A 16,508-nucleotide genomic window follows, 5' to 3' on the forward strand; every position below is an offset into this window, starting at 1 on the left:
CCAACCATTCCCTCCAGATACGCCTCGGGCTGCTCTACGTCCGAACGTCCGTGGCGGCTCGACCGGCCCCAGTGCTAAAAGAGCCTAGAGAGCAAAAAGAGCAAAAAGAGAGCAGAGAGAGTCCCCGGCCCCCACCGGAGACGGCGGCGGTAGAACACCCTTGGGGTAGCGCTAAGCACAGGTGGGTTAGTTACCCAATATGCTATACTTGGCGACAACTCCACGCTCCTTTCCCCCTCATGAAAAACCTGACTTCGTGGGACACCGACCCGGTCCAGGCCTTCAAGGAATTCGTCGTCACCGACTCTTTTGCGAAAACCGCCCAGCGCCTGCGCGCCGACGGCACGCTCAAGTCCGTGTCGAAGGAGTCGGCCAAGACGTACGTCTTCATGTTCGCCAACGTCGTGGCTTGGATCACCGAGCAGGGGAAGACGCTCACGACCGTAACCTCCGGCGACCTGGTGCGCTTCGTCAGCCGCGTCGATGGCGGCAAGCCGGTCCTGAACAGCAAGATCGGGTACCGCTACCTGCGCCTGCTGGAACGCTGCTACCAGCACTTGGGCATCACCCCCAATCCAGCGAAGCAGGCAATTCTGGCCCAGGACCGAGCGGAACTGCCGAAGGACGATCCCGGCCGGGCACTCTCCCCCGAGCAGCTGCAGCGGTTCTTCGACGCGCTGCCGGCGGATCCACCGCGGGGCAAGCGCGTCGTCCAATTCTCCGGCTGGAATCACCGGCGCGACCGGGCGATGCAGGTCGTGATCGCCCGGGCAGGCCTTACCGTGTCTGAGGCGATCGGACTTCTCGTGCACGAGGTCGGCAACCAGGTGGCGCTGGACGGCTCGATCGACCTGACCATCACGCCAGAAGAAAAGCACGACACCAGCTATGAGCACATCGCTCCCCTGCCCCGCGAAGGCGTGGCCGAGCTGCGGCCGTGGCTGGACGAGCGCAGTCGGATGGTGCTGGAGTTGGCCATGAAGGGCGACTTCGTTTTCCCGGCCAACCTCGAGGGCGCGAAGATGACGAAGAAAACGGTCTACAAGCAGATCAAAGCGACGTTCGCCCGCGCAGGCCTGGACACTTCCCGGGCTGGCGGTCGCACCTTGCGCAACACGTTCGCGAAGGCACAATTGGACGCCGGCGCCAGACCCGACGAGTTGAAGGACGTGCTCGGCCTGGCGCTCGAGCGTTCCGCCGCCGACTACAAGTTCACCCGCATCAAAGACGATCCGCAATGAAGCTGTCCACCATCCTCGAAACACTCGCCGCCGCACGGCTGCCATCCGTCACCAGCGAGCAGCTGCGGCACCTGGTCGGCACCGCCGAGGGGAAAGCGTTTGCGGACGATCTGAAATGGTTCGCTGCCGGCGAGACTGGACGCCGCGAGCAGCTGGCCGCCGTCGTGCACGCGCTGGCGCCAGCCGTGCGCGGCACGGTCGAGCAGCTGGGCTTCCGGTTCGACCTGGCTGCGCTGATCGCAGCCGGCAAGCGCGACGGATCGACGCCGTTCGACACCATCCAGTCTGCGAATGCAAACCCCGCCAACCGGGCCCGGGCTGTCGCTTACCTCCAGGGCGCTGGACTGCAGGTGGCCACCCGCACCGCGGCGCCAACACCGGCACCGGCCGCACCAGTCGAGCCGCCCTACTACAGCTTCAAGATATTCGGCAGCTCGGCGGCGCTGTGTGTGAGCGAGGCGCGCACACGCTCGACTAACCAGCACACGATCCAGATCGAAGGGGCGCTGGCGCTGGGTGGTGGCGGCGCTCGCCGGGAATTCGACTGGCGGAACAAGATCATCGTCCAGTTGACGGTGCAGGAGGCGTACCTGTGCCTGGCCCTGTTCGAGAACCTGATCCCGAGCGTGAAGTTCGATGGCCACGGCCGCGCGCACGACAAGTCCCTTCACATCGACTTCCAGGACTCGCACTACTTCGTGCGCGTATTCCAGCGCGGCCGTCCAGCGGTGGCGCTGCCGCTCCGAGCGGTGGACACCATCCAGATCGTCGCCCTGCTCTATCGGCAAATGCTCGCCAATGAACCACATCTACAAATCGCGGATATCCGTTCGCTCGTTGCACGGATGGCGTCCATGACTTCCATTCGTTGAAGCGCGCGGTGTGGCCGTAAAGCTACAAGCGGCCACGGCTCCGCTCGTGTACGCCCCGCCGCACGAATAGTCGCGTTTTTTTGTCAGTATTTGAACAGAACGCTTGGTCAGGAGGTGATACCTTCCTTTTTTCGTCGCGCTTCCCGTCACTTCTGCGACGGCCAAGCGCAATCCTACCTCCCGCATCGACATTCACCCGTAATCACATTGATGGCCGCTCGGTACATTTTCCTTGGTTTTCGTTTGCAATGTTCCCTTGCCGGCTGTATGATGAGTTGACACTATATTCAGGAGGTTTCATGTCTGCTCGCGCATTCGGCGTGAAGGCCCGCTTGGCACAAGAGTTGTGCGGCTTTACCGGTTCGCCCAAGGCATTCAGGGAGAAGTACAACGTCGCCGACAAGGGCCAGTACCATCGCATCTATACCGCGGAGGACATTCGCCGGATTCGGATGAGTATGCTGTCGCTTTCTGAAGATTCATCGCGGGAAAAGACTGTCCCGCCGATCCTGAATTTTCGTATGGCTAAAGGTGGCACGGGGAAGACCACCATCTGTGGAAATGTCGCCTCGGCCCTTGCGATGATGGGCCACAAGGTCTTGATGATCGATGGCGACCCGCAGGCGTCTCTGACTGGTCTGTTTGGCATCGACTGGGTTTCGGAAAGCATCACCCATATCGGTGATTTGATGAACCGGAACGAGAAAAAGGAAAAGGACTTCGTCGATGTCAAGGCTGCGATTTGGCCTATCTACGCTGGCGGCATGTTGGACATTATCCCTGCCGACATCACGCTCGCGGACACCGACTCCTGGTTGATGGGCGCGACAAATCGCGAGTTCGTTTTCTCGCGGCTGCTCAAACGCTATGTCGAAGTCTTCGCACAGTACGACGTCATCCTTATCGACTCGGCACCGTCGACCTCGCTGCTGACGAATACGCTAATGACTGCGTGCAAGACTTTGCTGGCGGTTGTTGTGCCCGAGGGCCCAAGTACCAAGGCCCTCGAGATCTTGGACTCGAACGTCCACGAACTGAACTCGGCTTTCGCTGATGCTGGTCTCAACCTCGACTATCACGTCATCGTCAACCGCTATAATCAGACGAAGAAGCCTCACAACGACGCGTTGTCGAAGCTGGTCAGCACCTATCCTACCCAGATTAACGACACGATCGTGCGCGACTTCATCGGCTTCGTTCGTCAGAACGATGCGTTCGATGAGAAGAACAACGGCCCGGTGCTTGAGAAAGAGCCAAACTCGGTCGGCGCTCGCGACGTGCTGGACCTTACCAAGTCGCTTATCCGCATGTACGACATCAAGCTCGCAGACGTCAACAGCCTGGCTCCCCTCGCAAGCGTAGGGAGGGCCGCATGACTCGTGCGGGTATTAAAGTTAGCGGCCTGGTCGCTGCGGGGAAGGTCGCAGCTCGAGACGGCGAAGACCAGCGCAAGCCGTTGGTAGCCGCACGGCCAGCGGCGGCGCCGTCGGTTGTTGATTTGCCGACTCGCGACGAACCTTCGCATGATGGCGCCCCTTCCCCATCGCGCAGTGCGGATCGCCCTGCGGCCGCACGTGAAGATGCGCGTAAGATTCCTGTAGCAGATATTGTCGACTCTCCGTATCAGCCTCGCCTCAAGTACGACCCCGAGGAAATCGATCGCCTGGCTGAAACGATGGATACGGCGGCTCATGCGGACCCGATCAAGGTCCGTATGGTCAACGGAAAGTACGAGCTCATCAGTGGACACCGTCGTATTCGCGCTGCGCGTTCGCTAGGCTGGACGGAGATCGACGCGTATGTAGAGGAATTGACCGATCGAGAAGCGCAAGCGAAAACCTTGCTGTTAGCTGTCGGAAGCGTCGGCCTCGCCGATTACGAGTATGCCTTGATGTTCGCAACAGCACTCAAGGAGGGCTTGTGCAAAACGCAGCGTGAAGTTGCAAGTTACTTTGGGCAGAGCACCGTGAAGGTTAGCGGTTGCCTGGATATGCTGAAACTTCCACCGAAGATCGTCCGGATGCTGGACGCTAAGCCTGACCTGTTCGGGTATCAAACTGGTGCGGTGATCAAAAAACTTTGTGCCGACTACCCAGACAACCTCGCCGACATCGAGCGTGGCGTGCAGCGCCTGACGGAAGGCGCCGCCCAAAACTCTTTGAAGTCGTGGGTGCTCCAGGCGATCAAAGGGCAGGCTGAGCGCGGGGGCGCGGAACCAAACCTGATCACGAACGGACGTCGGCTAATTTTCACGACGAAAATCAGCGCCGATCAGCGCTCGGTCGTCGTGAACTGCAAGGTGCCTGATCTGGATATTGCAGCGTTCGAAAAGCACCTCCAGGCATGGCTTGAAGTTCAGGCCAAAGAAGTGAGCAGCTCAGCAGCTGACGAAACCGGTGGCGCCACCCAATGACCCCTAAGCACACCGAATATACGTGCCCTACCCTGCCGATGCCGGCAGTCGGTAGGGCTTTTTCGTTTTCTTTTAGACAATCGCGTCAGCGCCTGGTGATTCGTGCTGCCCGCACGACTTTGGCAGCTTACAAAAAAATTCATAATATGAACGCACTTGAGGCTTTTGCTCAGAAGCACGTTCATATTATGAATTTTCTTGTCTCCGATCAGAACAGGCCGCAAGAAATTCATATTATGAATTTTTCGAACTCGCAATTACCTGAACCGAATGTAATGCGATCGGGCCCGACTCGCGCCCAGAAGACCGGAACGCCTTCAACAAACAAAGGAGCTCGGAATGTGATGAGCTAAATAAAAAACCCCAGCTGAGCTGGGGTTTTTCTTTTCTAGTCCCGCGCTTGCAGTGTGGACTAAGGTGACGCCTAGAGAACTTCATCTTAGCCCCCTCCAGCACGGTAGTCAAACACTTTTGCGGTGCAAAGCACCACAGGAGCGGCTGTGCGCTTGATTTTTAACTATCCGGTCCCTTCGGAGGACCCCGTATTTCCAAAAGCACTGGTATGTGGACACCTAAGTGGAGGTTCGCATGCTTAAGCTCACCTATAACGACATGCTTAGCGCGTATGCGGAGTACCCTGCCCCAATACGCCCTTATCTTCTTCGAGCTGAGACTCACCCCGATATCCGCGCACGGCTTACCAAGTCATTCATGCGGGTGTTTATTGACCTGGTGGCGAGGACCCGGATTCGGAAGCCAGCGAAGGAGATCAGCGTCAGCGTGCAGAAGGTGGCGTCCGAACTAGGCGTTAGCACGAAAACAGTGACGCGTACGATCTCGCTCTGCCTCGACTGCGGCTGGTTCGATCCAGACCCACTCCACGACGGTCGTAACCGCTGGGGCAAGTTCTCAGCCAGGCGCTACCTGGTCGCAACACCGCTGCGTCAGCTTATCGGGCTGCCAATTGTCGATGATCAGGGACCGTCGTCGGACGCCGAAGATCCGCCGGCGCCACCTCCAGCAAAAGCCAGCCCTGCAGCTGAATCAGAGACCGAAATGTCTCACGGTATAGGGGTTAACAACTGCCTTTCTAAAAAAGAAGCTTCTTTTAACAACGAAGCTGAAAAACCAAAAGGCCTACCAGCCGATCTCCGGCCATTGCAGCGGGAACTCGGCATCGATCTCTTCGGCATCTTCTCGTTGATGGCTTTAGCAAAGCAAGTTGGCCAACGCCTCCAGGACGTCTGGATCGCAAAACGTCACCTCTTGGTGAACTCTGGAATCACTGGTGGCCGAGCCGTGAAGTATCTGCGTTCCTTGCTGAACTCTGGGGATGATTTTGCGTATGTAGCGCGTAAGCTGAAGAACGCTGCTGGAAGCGTTGAATCGCGCCCTACGGCGCGACAGCCTAGTGGCATGAAGATGCAGCCAAATGCGTCTTCAATCGCCGCTAGCGACCGCTTAGCGGCTATCGCCAATGCATGCCGGTTCAAGACGTTCCGGCATGTCAGCCGCGACATGACCGTTCGATTCTACGACGGCTTCGCAGAAGTCACTCGCGGTGCAGTACGCGAAACGTATCCGGCCTGTCACATGGAAGGACTGTACAAGGGCGTCGCTGCTGGCAACCTCGTGGAGGTTTGATTCCAGAAATCCACGGGATGTATCTGCTGTCAGTAGTCGTGCTAGCGACGAGCTTGGCCGGTACCAAACGGGTTCGCTAATCGTGTCGATCGTGAGCATAGGCCAGGCCTAGCCTGTGCGCAGTTGGCAACAGTCCCGTGCCAAAAATTCATATTATGAACGTCGACCTGCATCCTGGCCGCCACACCAACGCCAGCGTGCTGCGTGCCAAAAAATTCATATTATGAATTTTCCCATGTGTATCTCGGGGGGCGACCAACTCCACACTGGCCACGGACTCAAAAATTCATAATATGAATTTTTCGCACGAACGGCGCCGCAGTGGAACCCGAACAAAAAAGCGGCCCGTAGGCCGCCCTGTGTGCATCTGCAATAGACGTCATCCTGATAGTCCACGCAGCTTATCTTTCAATGACGGAGTGGTGGTCGTAGTAACTTCTGAGATCTCGGACGCCGCGTTAGGCTGGACCTGATTCCCACCAGGTTCTGCTGTGTCGGAATCAGCTTTCCGCACCCGTGGAGCCGGCGAACGCTCAGGTGCGCCAGCAGGTTTAGCATCGGGGGGGGCGGCCTCGGGCTGTGGCTGAACGGTAACGTCCGGTTGAGTTTCCCATGCGCGTCCAGCGTGGCGAAGGACCGTACCGTCAAGGATGAACCCTGCCCGTTCGGCCGCGTATCCGAGTTCGATGAAGCGGCGCAGCTCGGGACTTACGTCGAGATGTGGACGCGCCAACCTCTCGATCACGAGCCGTCCGATCTCAGTCGGCTTGAGATGCACCTTGTACTGTACCGTCACGCTTTTCGGATCACCCTTCGCCATTAACTCATCCTCTTAAACAGGTTCGACCGTGCTGGCACGCGCAGCCTTTGGTTGCGCGCCTTTCGTTGCGGCCGGGACCTGAATTGTACGCTCTGCCGGATCCAGAACGTACATCCCGAACTTCCACATGCCGCGTGCGTTTGCGAATTCCGGGTCTTTGGCAATGAAACGCTTGCCCTTGTAGATGCATGCGAACGCATCATCGCCCAATGCGCTTTTAATGAGGGCCGTGCCGCCGCCAACGAAGATCACGGCGCCGACAGTTGAACCGTCACGCAGCTTGGAGACGAAGAAGTTCTTCACCCTGTCCAGGTACGCTTCGCACGCGGTCACGACGATATGGGAGACATCGACGTTCTCGCCGAACAGCTCGTACTTCTTCGTGCGGCAGGCTTCTTCGACATATGGCAGCGGCGGGTTGTCATTCAGGCCGAACTCGGACTTGATCTGTTCGGCCACCTGGTCGAGCAGTTGGAGGACGCCGATGTCCTTTGTGCCGCTCTGATCTTTGTAGACCGAGCTGACGTTCTCGGCAACCACAACCAGATCAGTGGTCTTACCACCCAGGTCCATGACCGCCACAGGGCGGCGTGTGATGATTGCCTCGATCCCGGCATCGTATTCACCGTCGTGCTGGATGAGGGCGTCATAGAACGCTGCGGTTGCTTCGCTCACGACGCTCTGGCCGCCGATCAGGGCCAGCGATGGGCCTTTTCCAATACGGGCAACGGGAGTGGCCAGGCTGTCGATCTTCTTCGCGATCAGCTCTTGGTTCGGGGCCCCGTTCTTGTAATACTGGTCGACCGGCAGGCCGGTGATCAGGTAGACCGGAGTGTCGCCCAAGCCGCACGCGGCCAGTGAGTGCGTGACGAGAGTCCGGTTCAGATCGGACAGGGGATACCCAGCCATACGAGTATCCAGGGCCTGCAGGAGGTTTTGAGACCCGGCAACGGTGAAGCGTTTTCCAGCCGTTTCGTATGCGCCGCCGGCGGTGTCGGCACTGCCCATCGACATCACCTGCTGGAGACCTTCGACCGCACGGGACTTGTGGTACCCGTAGCGCCAGCTCTTGGCGGTATCGTCCCAGCCGTAACATACCTTGTTCGTGTCGTGGCCATCGTCAAGCCCGACTACCAGTTGCGTTTCTTTCTGCGAATTGTTGCCCATGTGCCGATCCCTCGTGATGAAGATTGCCGCCTACGTGCGCGGATAACGATATTGACTACGCGCAAACTTTATCGCAAAACGGAGGGTCTTTCAAGGTCTTTAAGGGTCGTTCCGGGTCTATTCGGGCCTAATCGGGACTTAGCGGGACTTAGTGAGACCATTGGGACGGTGCCCGGTGACCGTAGCTGTGCGTCATGATCACGTGAGAACGTGCACCGTCGGGCTGCGCTAAGGCAGTGAGGCAATAGAGCAGGGTGGTCGATCGGCTGGCGAAGGGAATCCGAGGGGAGGTGCTCAGTCCGGAAGGACTGAGCGGTGCAACATGCTGCGAATAGCTATGACCGCAGAGGCCAGATACCCGCCGCGGTGGCGGGTGCGCCGGACACGAAAGCTACTTTCGTGTCCGGCCCTTGCTTGAGTTACTTGTCGTCGTCCATGTCGGAGTCGACTTTCGTCTTGATGCGCTTCACTTGAGCGAGAGTGCAGTCTGAACGATTTTGGTCGTCCCTGATGCCGAGTAGCACTGGCTGGAAGAGGGCACCATCCTGGTACTTATAGAGGTACTGGACTTCCACAAGATCATTCGGCTGCGGAACAGGTTGATTCGGCGGGACAGTTACCTTCCCGACGTTGACCATCTCGCCTTCGCTTGACAACAGACCCAGCCTGATGCTGCGCTTTCCGTCGCTGCTGTCGCCCAGGCAAATCGCGGTCGAGCTTTCCTTGAACTTGAACTTGAGCGCCGGCCCGCCGCTGTTTGGACGTCCAGGCGCGTACACCATATCGCGGCGCTTGAACACCACGCCTTCGCCATTCCTGCCTTCGATGCGCTCGAATGCCGCACGCTTAGCCGCGGTCCCGTAAAAGGTTTCCACGGCCTCGATGGCGTCGAGCACGCTATTACCTCCAGCGAGCGCCTTGTTCCGCTTGATCAGCTTGGCGTAATGCGCTGCGCGAGTCTCATATGGCAAATGCCGCAAGTCCGAACCGTCGATCGCAAAGATGTCGAACACATGGTACTTCCCGCCGACCAGCTCGCCATCTGCTTCAACGTACAGTACAGGCCCAAAATACTCAACGCTTGTCAGCGACTGGATTGCAGTTACGATCGACGCTGGCATGCTGCATGCCCTGGCCGACTTGTTGGAGATGCGAACCTCGGATGGGCTGATGGCCACGGCGATACGCTTGCCGTCCATCTTTTCTTCCATCACCCAGTCGTCGTCTTCGATCAGCGCCAGCGCTGCATCACGATCGATATCGTTCAGCAGCTGGGGTTGATGGAAGGCGCCAGTTGGGTCGTTGGAGGCGGCCGGTGTAGCTACAGCGTTGTCGCCTTCAAGCACATAGTAGTTGTCTGCCTTCTTCTCTTTCACAAGGCCGTCGAAGATTTTCATCGCGGCCTCGAGCGAGACTGGGGTCTTCGTTTTGGTCCGTGGGGTCATCGAGCCGCCACGGCGACCGTTCTGCGTGTTGACCAGGTAAAGGTCGCCCGAGCGGACCACCACGCATTCGTAGATCTTGTCGCTGTTGCCGGTGTTGTTGTGCAGGGTGACTTTCGCTACCGTTTGATTGTTCATGTACGTTCCAGGTTAATGCCGGAAGCCGGCGGGATAAATGGAGTGCCGTACGGGCTTGCCTCACGAGGTGAGGTAAACCGTGGTGCTGTTCCAGGGAGAGCAGCAGGGGAGGGCGTCCAGCCTGTAGGCCGGACGCATGTGCTTGTTTAGACCCTCAAAGCACGAGGCTTCGATGGTTCTTGACGGATGTTCGCATAGTCTCCAGGTGGAGCCGCGCCTTGTGGGGATCTGCGCCGACCAGGTAGCAGTCGACGACGAATGATGGTGAAGCGATGAAGGCCTCGAGCGCGTCGGCGACCAGCGCCAGCCGTGCGCTCTGCAACGGGGTGTTGTCGAGGTCAAATTCCACCCGCTCGGCCAACGTCTCAACGAGACCACCGTGCATCCTGAGCAGCAGAGGCCCTAGAAGGGCGTACACGGCGTCGATCATTCCGGCTTGGCCTCCGAATGCTATGAACTGGCTCGGGGCGCTATCGCCCGTATGGAAGGTGCAGGCCCAAGGCTGGAATCGCTTTCTGGCTGCAACTGGTACAGCCCAGTGCGGAACATAGGGAACCGACGCCATGGCGACGTGGCCGCCTACGTGATCCGCGCGAATTGCAGTGAAACCGTGGCTCATCGTCACCTCCTAAACGCCGTCATACATCGCGACCATATCCAGCGCCTCTTGAGGCGTGCTGGCGAACGCGAGTTGGCCGATCCAGTCCTGGTCCGCGCTATAGCGCGCGAGCGAGAAACGGAAGTACGGTTCGTCCTCAGGCAGAGTCGACTTACTGCGGTCGGCGTAATCGACCCACAATTTCAGGATCGTTCCGTCCGGCTGCACCTTGTCGAAGGAGGGCGTTTCATTGTTGTGCCACGACGAGTCTTCGAACCCTTCCGGCAGCTTGAAGTCGAGTTCAAAGCCAGGGAATTCGCGAGCATAAAGCGGCGTGTCTGCAACCAGCGCGTTGTCGGCTGGCGGTGTGTTTTGCATGTGCTTCTCCTAGATGATGGGAAGGGGATCGAAAGCGATCCCCCGATTGCAGGTTTATTGGAAGTAGCGGGCGGGCAGAACGGTGGCGAAGACCTCGGCCTTTTCCAGTACCCGCGCGTGGCAGTGGGTATGCCACCAGCCGGACGTATCGGGCGTGCGGAAGATCGTCTGCGGGAGCATGGTTTCGTCCGCACTACGGGCGGCATACAGCTTCGCCGCGAGCAAACTGGTATCGATGCGGTCACGGTTTGGGGAATTCGCGCACGCTTCGCTGGCAGCCTGGTCGAAAGCGAGGTTGTGTTGCTGCTGTGCGTCGTTGGATTGGTGTTGCGTGGAAGTTGCAGTCATGAAGCGCTCCAGTCATTGCCGAGGATCGGCGTCTAAATGGCGCGGCCGGGGAGGGCTTGCGACATCGCGGATGTCGTGAACCGAAAGGGGAGGGAAGGGGACTCATCAGGACGCCCACTTTCGTGGACGTCCTGATCGCTCAAGTTACTTTGCAGGGTTATTCTTCATCTGGCCGAAGCCCTCCTTCGAAGTACCGCAGCAGCAAGTGCGCGGCGACATTCTCGATGAGCTCCATGATCGGGAGAAGCCCGTCAGGTTCCTTATCTGGTGCGTGGCCAACATGGGTCTGGTACCAGAGATTCAGTCCAGCCCGGCCATCGATTTCGATATCGCCGACAGGGTTGTTGACGCTTTCTTCAAATAGCACGAAGGTCAGCCGGTCAGTCTCAGGTTTATCTGCGATCGTCATGGCTCGGGCGTCGTACACCAGGGCGAACAATCCCGGTGCGTCGGGCTCGTCGAAGCGCCAGGCAGTGCTGCCTAAGCCGGATTTATGGATCTCCATCAGGCGCGTTCGAAGCGGCGCAGCGTCAGGCGGTGCGCGATTTCCCGGCCCCAGTCATACGCTTCTTCTTCACCAGGACAGTTGGTCGTGAAGTCGCTGCGGAATTCGCGCATGCCGAGCAGGAATGCTTTCAGGGTGGCCATCGTGTGTCGTTTCATAGTGTCTCTTTCCAATAGATGCCGAGGTCGGCGTGACAAATGGAAGGAGCCAAAAGGCTCACGGAACTCGTTGAGTCGGTGAACCGGTAGAAGAAGGGAAGGGCGCTGACTGGGTGACCAGTCAGCGCGGGGTTGCGTTAGACACGCTTCACTTCGGCCAGAGCCTTATGGAGCGTTTCGATGCGTTGCTCGGCCTGTGCAGGCGCGAGGCGACGCTTCCAGCCAGCTTCGAGCTGGTCGATCATTTCTTGCGTATGTGGCCACGGGTTGGCCAGGATGAGCGAACGCGCCGCGTAGTGGTCAGGGTTGGCCCCGATGTGATCCTTCAAGTGACTCAGGCCGCGCTCACGAGCGTGGGAGGCATAGGTCACAATGACGTAGGCGACGCCAGCCGCGGCGCGCACCATGTCGTAGCCTCCGCGTGAGTCCACACCGATGGCTTCGAAGGTAACGAAGTTCCGACCTGGTGGTAGGTCCGTGCCGTACAGGAAGCCGTAGCTGGTCGGCCCGATGTCGGCTTTGATCAGATACCCGGCAACCCGGGCGTCCGGCGCAAACGGAAACGAAGTGACGTACTGGATGCCGAGCTTATCGGCCAGGCTGAGTTCGCTACTTGCCTGCTCGACAAGCTCTGGGGTTTGTGGCGCAGCCAGGGCAGGCTGCTGTGCCGCTTGAATCGCGGTTTCATGGATGCTGTGCATGGGTTCTCCCTCATGTCGATGTTCGACGATAAAAAGTGGGGAGCCGGTGAACGACTCGCTGGAGCAACGCTCGGACGAGTTGGTGACTGCTAGGTGATGGCCGACACGCGGAAGTACGCGTTGGATGGAATTTGCGGGGTTTCGGGAACAAATATGCCGCATGGCGACAGCGAAGTATGGCACTTTTCTTGCGGTCGAGCAAGAAGTTCGCTTACGGATGGGCTGGCGGCGTTAGCTTGCGAGTGCCCAAGTCGTGGCTACAATCGATCGGAGAGGGCGCTGAATGGTGCCAATTTCTTGAAACCTGATCGATAAAATACATGCAAACATTTTCTGAGAATCGTGAAATCTACTTTCAGCAATGTGCGGTTTTTCGCATCCCGACGGCCAAGAGGGGCGACGTGTTTATGCGCGCTGAACGGCCTAACTATAACGCTGACCGGAAGGCTATTGTCGAGGTCGTCGCTGCGCGATTTCTAGCACTGTGGCGGCAGCCACTTAGCTCGCATCGCGATATCGCATTGGGCGACCCCACATCGTGGCCAAGCGACTACAAGTACAAGTGGGCTGAAGATGGGTTCGCAAGCGGAGCGGAAAATCCGGTCCCGTTAGCGGAAGTAAGTTGCGGCCGCTCTACGAGCGACCTGATCGAAAAGCGCCGACACTTTCTGTTTTTTACGAAGGAGGTGATCATCGCCCAGAAGGGTCTTCCATGGTTGGGTTTTACGGACGGTATCACGCGAACGATATGGCTTCTCGCTAACGGCGCGTCGGTGTTTCCGGTCGAGTGCGCGCTGGACGAAGCCGCAGACCTGCAGCAGCTTGCCGGCGTCCCTGGCGGCAAGCCGGTGGTATTGTCTGACCTTATTCGATCACGTGGACGCTGAGAACCTACACCGATCGCCAACTCGACATTAGAAAATGTAATGTCGAGTTGACAACAGAGTTAAATCTTTTGGGTTCCGATGTTGCAGTTGCGCGCTGCTACCCTGCCAGGGTTCGATAGTCGGTTTCCAGTATTGTGCGAATTTGCTTGGCGGTCTTTTCCCCTATTCCTGGCACCTTGCGCAGCTGCGCGACGTCCGCTTGCACCAGCGCGTCGATCGTGCCGAAGTGATTCAAAAGTGACTTTGCGGCCCCAGGGCCGACACCAACGAACCCTTCCACTACGAACTGGGCCTGCACACGAAGATCCTTGGGTTTGTTCGCGCGCAGGGGCACATCATACGAAATCCCCTCCTGCAAATGGCGTGCTAGGGTAGCCATGAGCGTGGCACTGTCGGCCGCATTTCGGGTCGTCAGCACCCGCGCGTCCTCGATCGCGGTCAGGTAAGAGATAGCACCGCAAATGGCTTCGGGCTTCATCTGGCTGCGAGTGCCATACACATCGCCCTCGATAATGAACGTGGCGCGACCATACTCAGCCTTCATCTTCGCGAGCTGCTCGAAAAGGCGCCTGTCCTGGATGCTGGCCACGAAGTCGACCGCTGCCTTGCGCTCTACTGGAAAATCGCCGTGCAACAGGTAGTCGCCGCAGTCCAGCTCCTGTACAGCTATTTCGTAGCCCGGCATGCGCTGCAGCAGCGCGATGATTGTGGACCTCGACTCCCGCATGTCGGCTACGATTTTAATGGTCATGAGATTCTGTCTGTCGTTATGTACTCAGACAGTATCTGGCCAGCTTGTTAGCTTGTCAATTTTGGGGCGTTGACGCAGGCCTCGGCTTTGGCAGCATGCCCAGCAGTGCGCGTGTTCGAGGGCAATTCACGGCCTCCCCCTCGGTCCGACCCCGCTGTCTCACCTGATACCGCCCCTGATTACCCGGCTAGATGCTCATTCGCCCCGTAACGATGACCCACCCGCTTCCGGCTAGAGCCTCTATATGGAACGCTTCGCGCATACCACCCGTGCAGTTGGAAGGCGCCGGGCATCGCACTTTCAGGCTTCTTGCAACGCCTGTCCGCAGCGCCGGCCGCCTTCTTAACTAACGCGAGCCAGAGGGCACCTTCACACTGAGCTAGTCACTCATTTGGGCCTCTGCTCGACCTCGCTGGGTGACCTGGTAGCCTCTTTGCTCGCTTGGCCAGATGCCGATCCGCTCGGTGACGATTACATACCCCGCACGTGCATCGAGCTCGGTGTGCGTGGCATTGTTGAACTGTTCAAGAAGCTGCGCAAGTTGATCTACGATCGATTCCGGTGATGCTGCCGGGCGTTCAGCACCAGCTGCCAGACAGGCTGCGTCGATAAAGTCCCGTACCGGTGCAGTGAGCGTCGCTCGACTAATGAGGATATCGAAGATACTGCACATAAGGCTGTCTGTCGCCGCGAGCATGTCGAAGTCAAGAGTCCGGAGCCAGTCGTAGAGCTTGAAGTTCGGTCCGGCTGTATGCTCCTCGAGGAAACTCAAGAGACTTTGAACATATGGCCCCGGCTGGGCGTCGCGTACAGGATTAAAGTTCTCCGGCATGTCTATCTCCTAAAAAGCAGGCCACTGAAATAGCGTCCCTCATCTCTTATCAGGTGTAGCGGAAATTCCCGGCTGTGCTGGCAGAAGACAACATATAATTCCGGCTACGGGAACGCCCTCGTTGACGTCGGAGCTCGCTTGTCGAGTAGCGTGCAGAACCTGAGTTCAGGAGCGATATGTAGAACCAGCAGCACCAGCAGTAATCCTGACGACACGCATTCTCAATCGTGCCGCAAGGACGCTTCGAATCCTCATGACCCGGCAATCCGGCACCAGGCGTGGAGGACTTCGAAACTTGACCAAGCGGTACAACGGAGAACCGTGATGAGCACCTATAAGTTGGGCGAACTGCCCGAACCTCTACGCGCCTGGGCGAAGTTCCGCCCGGCAGACATTCTCGACTTCAACCGCCGTGCCAAGAAATTGTCTTTGGTGCTCGAGCTGCCTCTACAAAAAACCCAAGACGCATTCGCGCTCGCGTGCGGATACTCAGGAAGGCATGAGGTTCAACAAGTCCTGACACAGGCCGGCACTCCCGGGCCATACGACGACGACATTCCAGACGAGATTCTCGACAGCATGCGCGATGCCCGAGCTATCGTGCAGTTCTACAGGCACGGAAGGTTGCTTTCAGCAGTGAAGGCGTTGACTGATGCCGTCCCAAAACGGTACTTCGAAAACCGAGACACTACCGTGTGTGATCTGGACTTGTTTTCAACGCCAGGCAGGCACCGCGCTTCCGCAAAGGCTCTAATCGACTTCCTCGCAGGTGAAGGTTCAGGCTGTACTTTCGATGGCTTTCCTTACGGCTATCGCGGAACCGTGCATTATCGCTATCTCGGCTTAGAGGAAACGCAGTTCGATGAGGAAGCGTTGCGGGAATTGGTAGCAGGATGGACTCTGGAAAACCCAAACGAGCACCGGCTATTCGATCCCCGTGAGCAGCATCGGGCGCAGCTGCGCTTTCGGGCGCCGACGCTATTCGTTGCAATGGCGGATAAGACAGCTGCACCACTCGTTGTCGAGCCGCACGAGCTTCACCTTGAATATATCGACTCTTTTGGAGACGGTGAGACAGGCCGTCTGCTGTTAGACGATGTTGACTTTCATATCGCGTACCAGCTTTCCGACGTCGATGCGGACGAGGACGGAGAACTTGAGCGTCTACAGGCTGCCTTGCGTTCACCTACCCAGGACAATATCAATGCAAGCTCTGTAGCTTCGTGCATCGCGAATTTTGCGGATCAAATCCCACGCTGGAGACTGTCGCTACGGTACCAGCAGGCGAAGGAGCTACGCGACCCTGACTATTTCGGCGGCGAGGAAGCCGATTGCACGCTTATACTTGATAGTCACATGCGGGAAGGCGGGTTTGGGCCAGGAGCAGTTCCAGATGCCCCAATGCGGTGGCTGTCGATCTTGATGGAAAGACACGACTTCGACCTTGATCAGGTGCATTGGAAAGTGACTGCGACACTTCTAGTGGAAGATAAAGTGGACCCATCGGTCAAGACAGTTTTTCAGCGAGTTTAAGCTGCGTCGTTTTCTGTCATCGCAGCTGGTCGGCGCTGCCCCGTGATACCCCCTCCTTGCCGCTGGAGAGCCTTACCCTC

Annotated in this window: 18 protein-coding genes; 8 read left to right on the plus strand and 10 right to left on the minus strand. The window is 58.1% G+C overall.

Annotated elements, in window-relative coordinates; all coding sequences use genetic code 11:
• The first annotated feature begins 239 nt into the window (after positions 1–239).
• From J3U95_RS25220 to J3U95_RS25245, 6 genes are all read left to right on the plus strand, one after another.
• Positions 240–1,241, plus strand: coding sequence for a tyrosine-type recombinase/integrase (locus J3U95_RS25220; protein WP_036209952.1), 1,002 nt, complete (start codon positions 240–242; stop codon positions 1,239–1,241).
• Positions 1,238–2,113, plus strand: a complete 876-nt coding sequence (locus tag J3U95_RS25225; protein ID WP_036209950.1) for a hypothetical protein — start codon at positions 1,238–1,240, stop codon at positions 2,111–2,113. Before J3U95_RS25220 ends, J3U95_RS25225 begins: the two co-directional genes overlap by 4 nt.
• Positions 2,114–2,412: 299 nt before the next feature.
• Positions 2,413–3,489 carry a ParA family protein gene (locus J3U95_RS25230; protein WP_051996357.1) on the plus strand — a complete coding sequence of 359 codons (1,077 nt, stop codon included), beginning with the start codon at positions 2,413–2,415 and terminating at the stop codon, positions 3,487–3,489.
• Positions 3,486–4,526 (plus strand): ParB/RepB/Spo0J family partition protein, encoded by a 1,041-nt coding sequence (locus J3U95_RS25235; protein ID WP_081925881.1) that lies wholly within the window; start codon positions 3,486–3,488, stop codon positions 4,524–4,526. Before J3U95_RS25230 ends, J3U95_RS25235 begins: the two co-directional genes overlap by 4 nt.
• Positions 4,523–4,879 (plus strand): hypothetical protein, encoded by a 357-nt coding sequence (locus tag J3U95_RS25240; protein WP_152570908.1) that lies wholly within the window; start codon positions 4,523–4,525, stop codon positions 4,877–4,879. Before J3U95_RS25235 ends, J3U95_RS25240 begins: the two co-directional genes overlap by 4 nt.
• A 235-nt stretch (positions 4,880–5,114) precedes the next feature.
• A complete protein-coding gene (locus J3U95_RS25245; protein WP_036209945.1) occupies positions 5,115–6,170 on the plus strand; it encodes a hypothetical protein in 1,056 nt (351 codons plus the stop codon).
• An 832-nt stretch (positions 6,171–7,002) separates the two neighbouring features.
• On the opposite strand, the gene parM is transcribed toward J3U95_RS25245, so the two are convergent.
• From parM to J3U95_RS25285, 8 genes are all read right to left on the minus strand, one after another.
• Positions 7,003–8,157 (minus strand): ParM/StbA family protein, encoded by a 1,155-nt coding sequence (parM, locus tag J3U95_RS25250; RefSeq protein WP_036209940.1) that lies wholly within the window; start codon positions 8,155–8,157, stop codon positions 7,003–7,005.
• A gap of 419 nt (positions 8,158–8,576) precedes the next feature.
• Complete coding sequence (locus J3U95_RS25255; protein WP_051996356.1) at positions 8,577–9,737, minus strand: RNA ligase family protein; 1,161 nt, start codon at positions 9,735–9,737, stop codon at positions 8,577–8,579.
• A gap of 154 nt (positions 9,738–9,891) precedes the next feature.
• The gene (locus J3U95_RS25260; RefSeq protein ID WP_208281342.1) at positions 9,892–10,167 is read right to left on the minus strand and encodes a hypothetical protein; all 276 of its coding nucleotides are present in this window, start codon (positions 10,165–10,167) and stop codon (positions 9,892–9,894) included.
• Positions 10,168–10,365: 198 nt separating this feature from the next.
• Entirely contained in the window at positions 10,366–10,713 is a 348-nt protein-coding gene (locus J3U95_RS25265) for a hypothetical protein (protein ID WP_036209935.1), read from the minus strand.
• Positions 10,714–10,767: 54 nt separating this feature from the next.
• Positions 10,768–11,061, minus strand: coding sequence for a hypothetical protein (locus J3U95_RS25270; protein WP_036209932.1), 294 nt, complete (start codon positions 11,059–11,061; stop codon positions 10,768–10,770).
• A 157-nt stretch (positions 11,062–11,218) separates the two neighbouring features.
• Positions 11,219–11,566, minus strand: a complete 348-nt coding sequence (locus tag J3U95_RS25275) for a hypothetical protein (protein ID WP_036209929.1) — start codon at positions 11,564–11,566, stop codon at positions 11,219–11,221.
• Positions 11,566–11,724 (minus strand): hypothetical protein, encoded by a 159-nt coding sequence (locus J3U95_RS25280; protein ID WP_161783955.1) that lies wholly within the window; start codon positions 11,722–11,724, stop codon positions 11,566–11,568. Before J3U95_RS25280 ends, J3U95_RS25275 begins: the two co-directional genes overlap by 1 nt.
• Positions 11,725–11,861: 137 nt before the next feature.
• Complete coding sequence (locus tag J3U95_RS25285) at positions 11,862–12,425, minus strand: hypothetical protein (RefSeq protein ID WP_036209926.1); 564 nt, start codon at positions 12,423–12,425, stop codon at positions 11,862–11,864.
• Positions 12,426–12,745: 320 nt separating this feature from the next.
• Between J3U95_RS25285 and J3U95_RS25290 the strand changes: the two genes are divergently transcribed.
• Positions 12,746–13,312, plus strand: coding sequence for a plasmid fertility inhibition factor family protein (locus J3U95_RS25290; RefSeq protein WP_051996355.1), 567 nt, complete (start codon positions 12,746–12,748; stop codon positions 13,310–13,312).
• 97 nt (positions 13,313–13,409) lie between these two features.
• On the opposite strand, the gene J3U95_RS25295 is transcribed toward J3U95_RS25290, so the two are convergent.
• Both J3U95_RS25295 and J3U95_RS25300 read right to left on the minus strand, forming a co-directional pair.
• The gene (locus J3U95_RS25295) at positions 13,410–14,063 is read right to left on the minus strand and encodes an ERCC4 domain-containing protein (protein WP_051996354.1); all 654 of its coding nucleotides are present in this window, start codon (positions 14,061–14,063) and stop codon (positions 13,410–13,412) included.
• A 379-nt stretch (positions 14,064–14,442) separates the two neighbouring features.
• Positions 14,443–14,895, minus strand: coding sequence for a hypothetical protein (locus J3U95_RS25300; RefSeq protein ID WP_036209924.1), 453 nt, complete (start codon positions 14,893–14,895; stop codon positions 14,443–14,445).
• A 324-nt stretch (positions 14,896–15,219) separates the two neighbouring features.
• Here J3U95_RS25300 and J3U95_RS25305 point away from each other — a divergent pair, with 324 nt between their 5' ends.
• Positions 15,220–16,428: a hypothetical protein gene (locus tag J3U95_RS25305; protein WP_208281343.1), complete on the plus strand. Its 1,209-nt coding sequence runs from the start codon at positions 15,220–15,222 to the stop codon at positions 16,426–16,428.
• Positions 16,429–16,508: the final 80 nt, after the last annotated feature.

The organism is Massilia oculi (assembly GCF_017582745.1).
GTDB classification, from domain to species: domain Bacteria; phylum Pseudomonadota; class Gammaproteobacteria; order Burkholderiales; family Burkholderiaceae_D; genus Telluria; species Telluria oculi_A.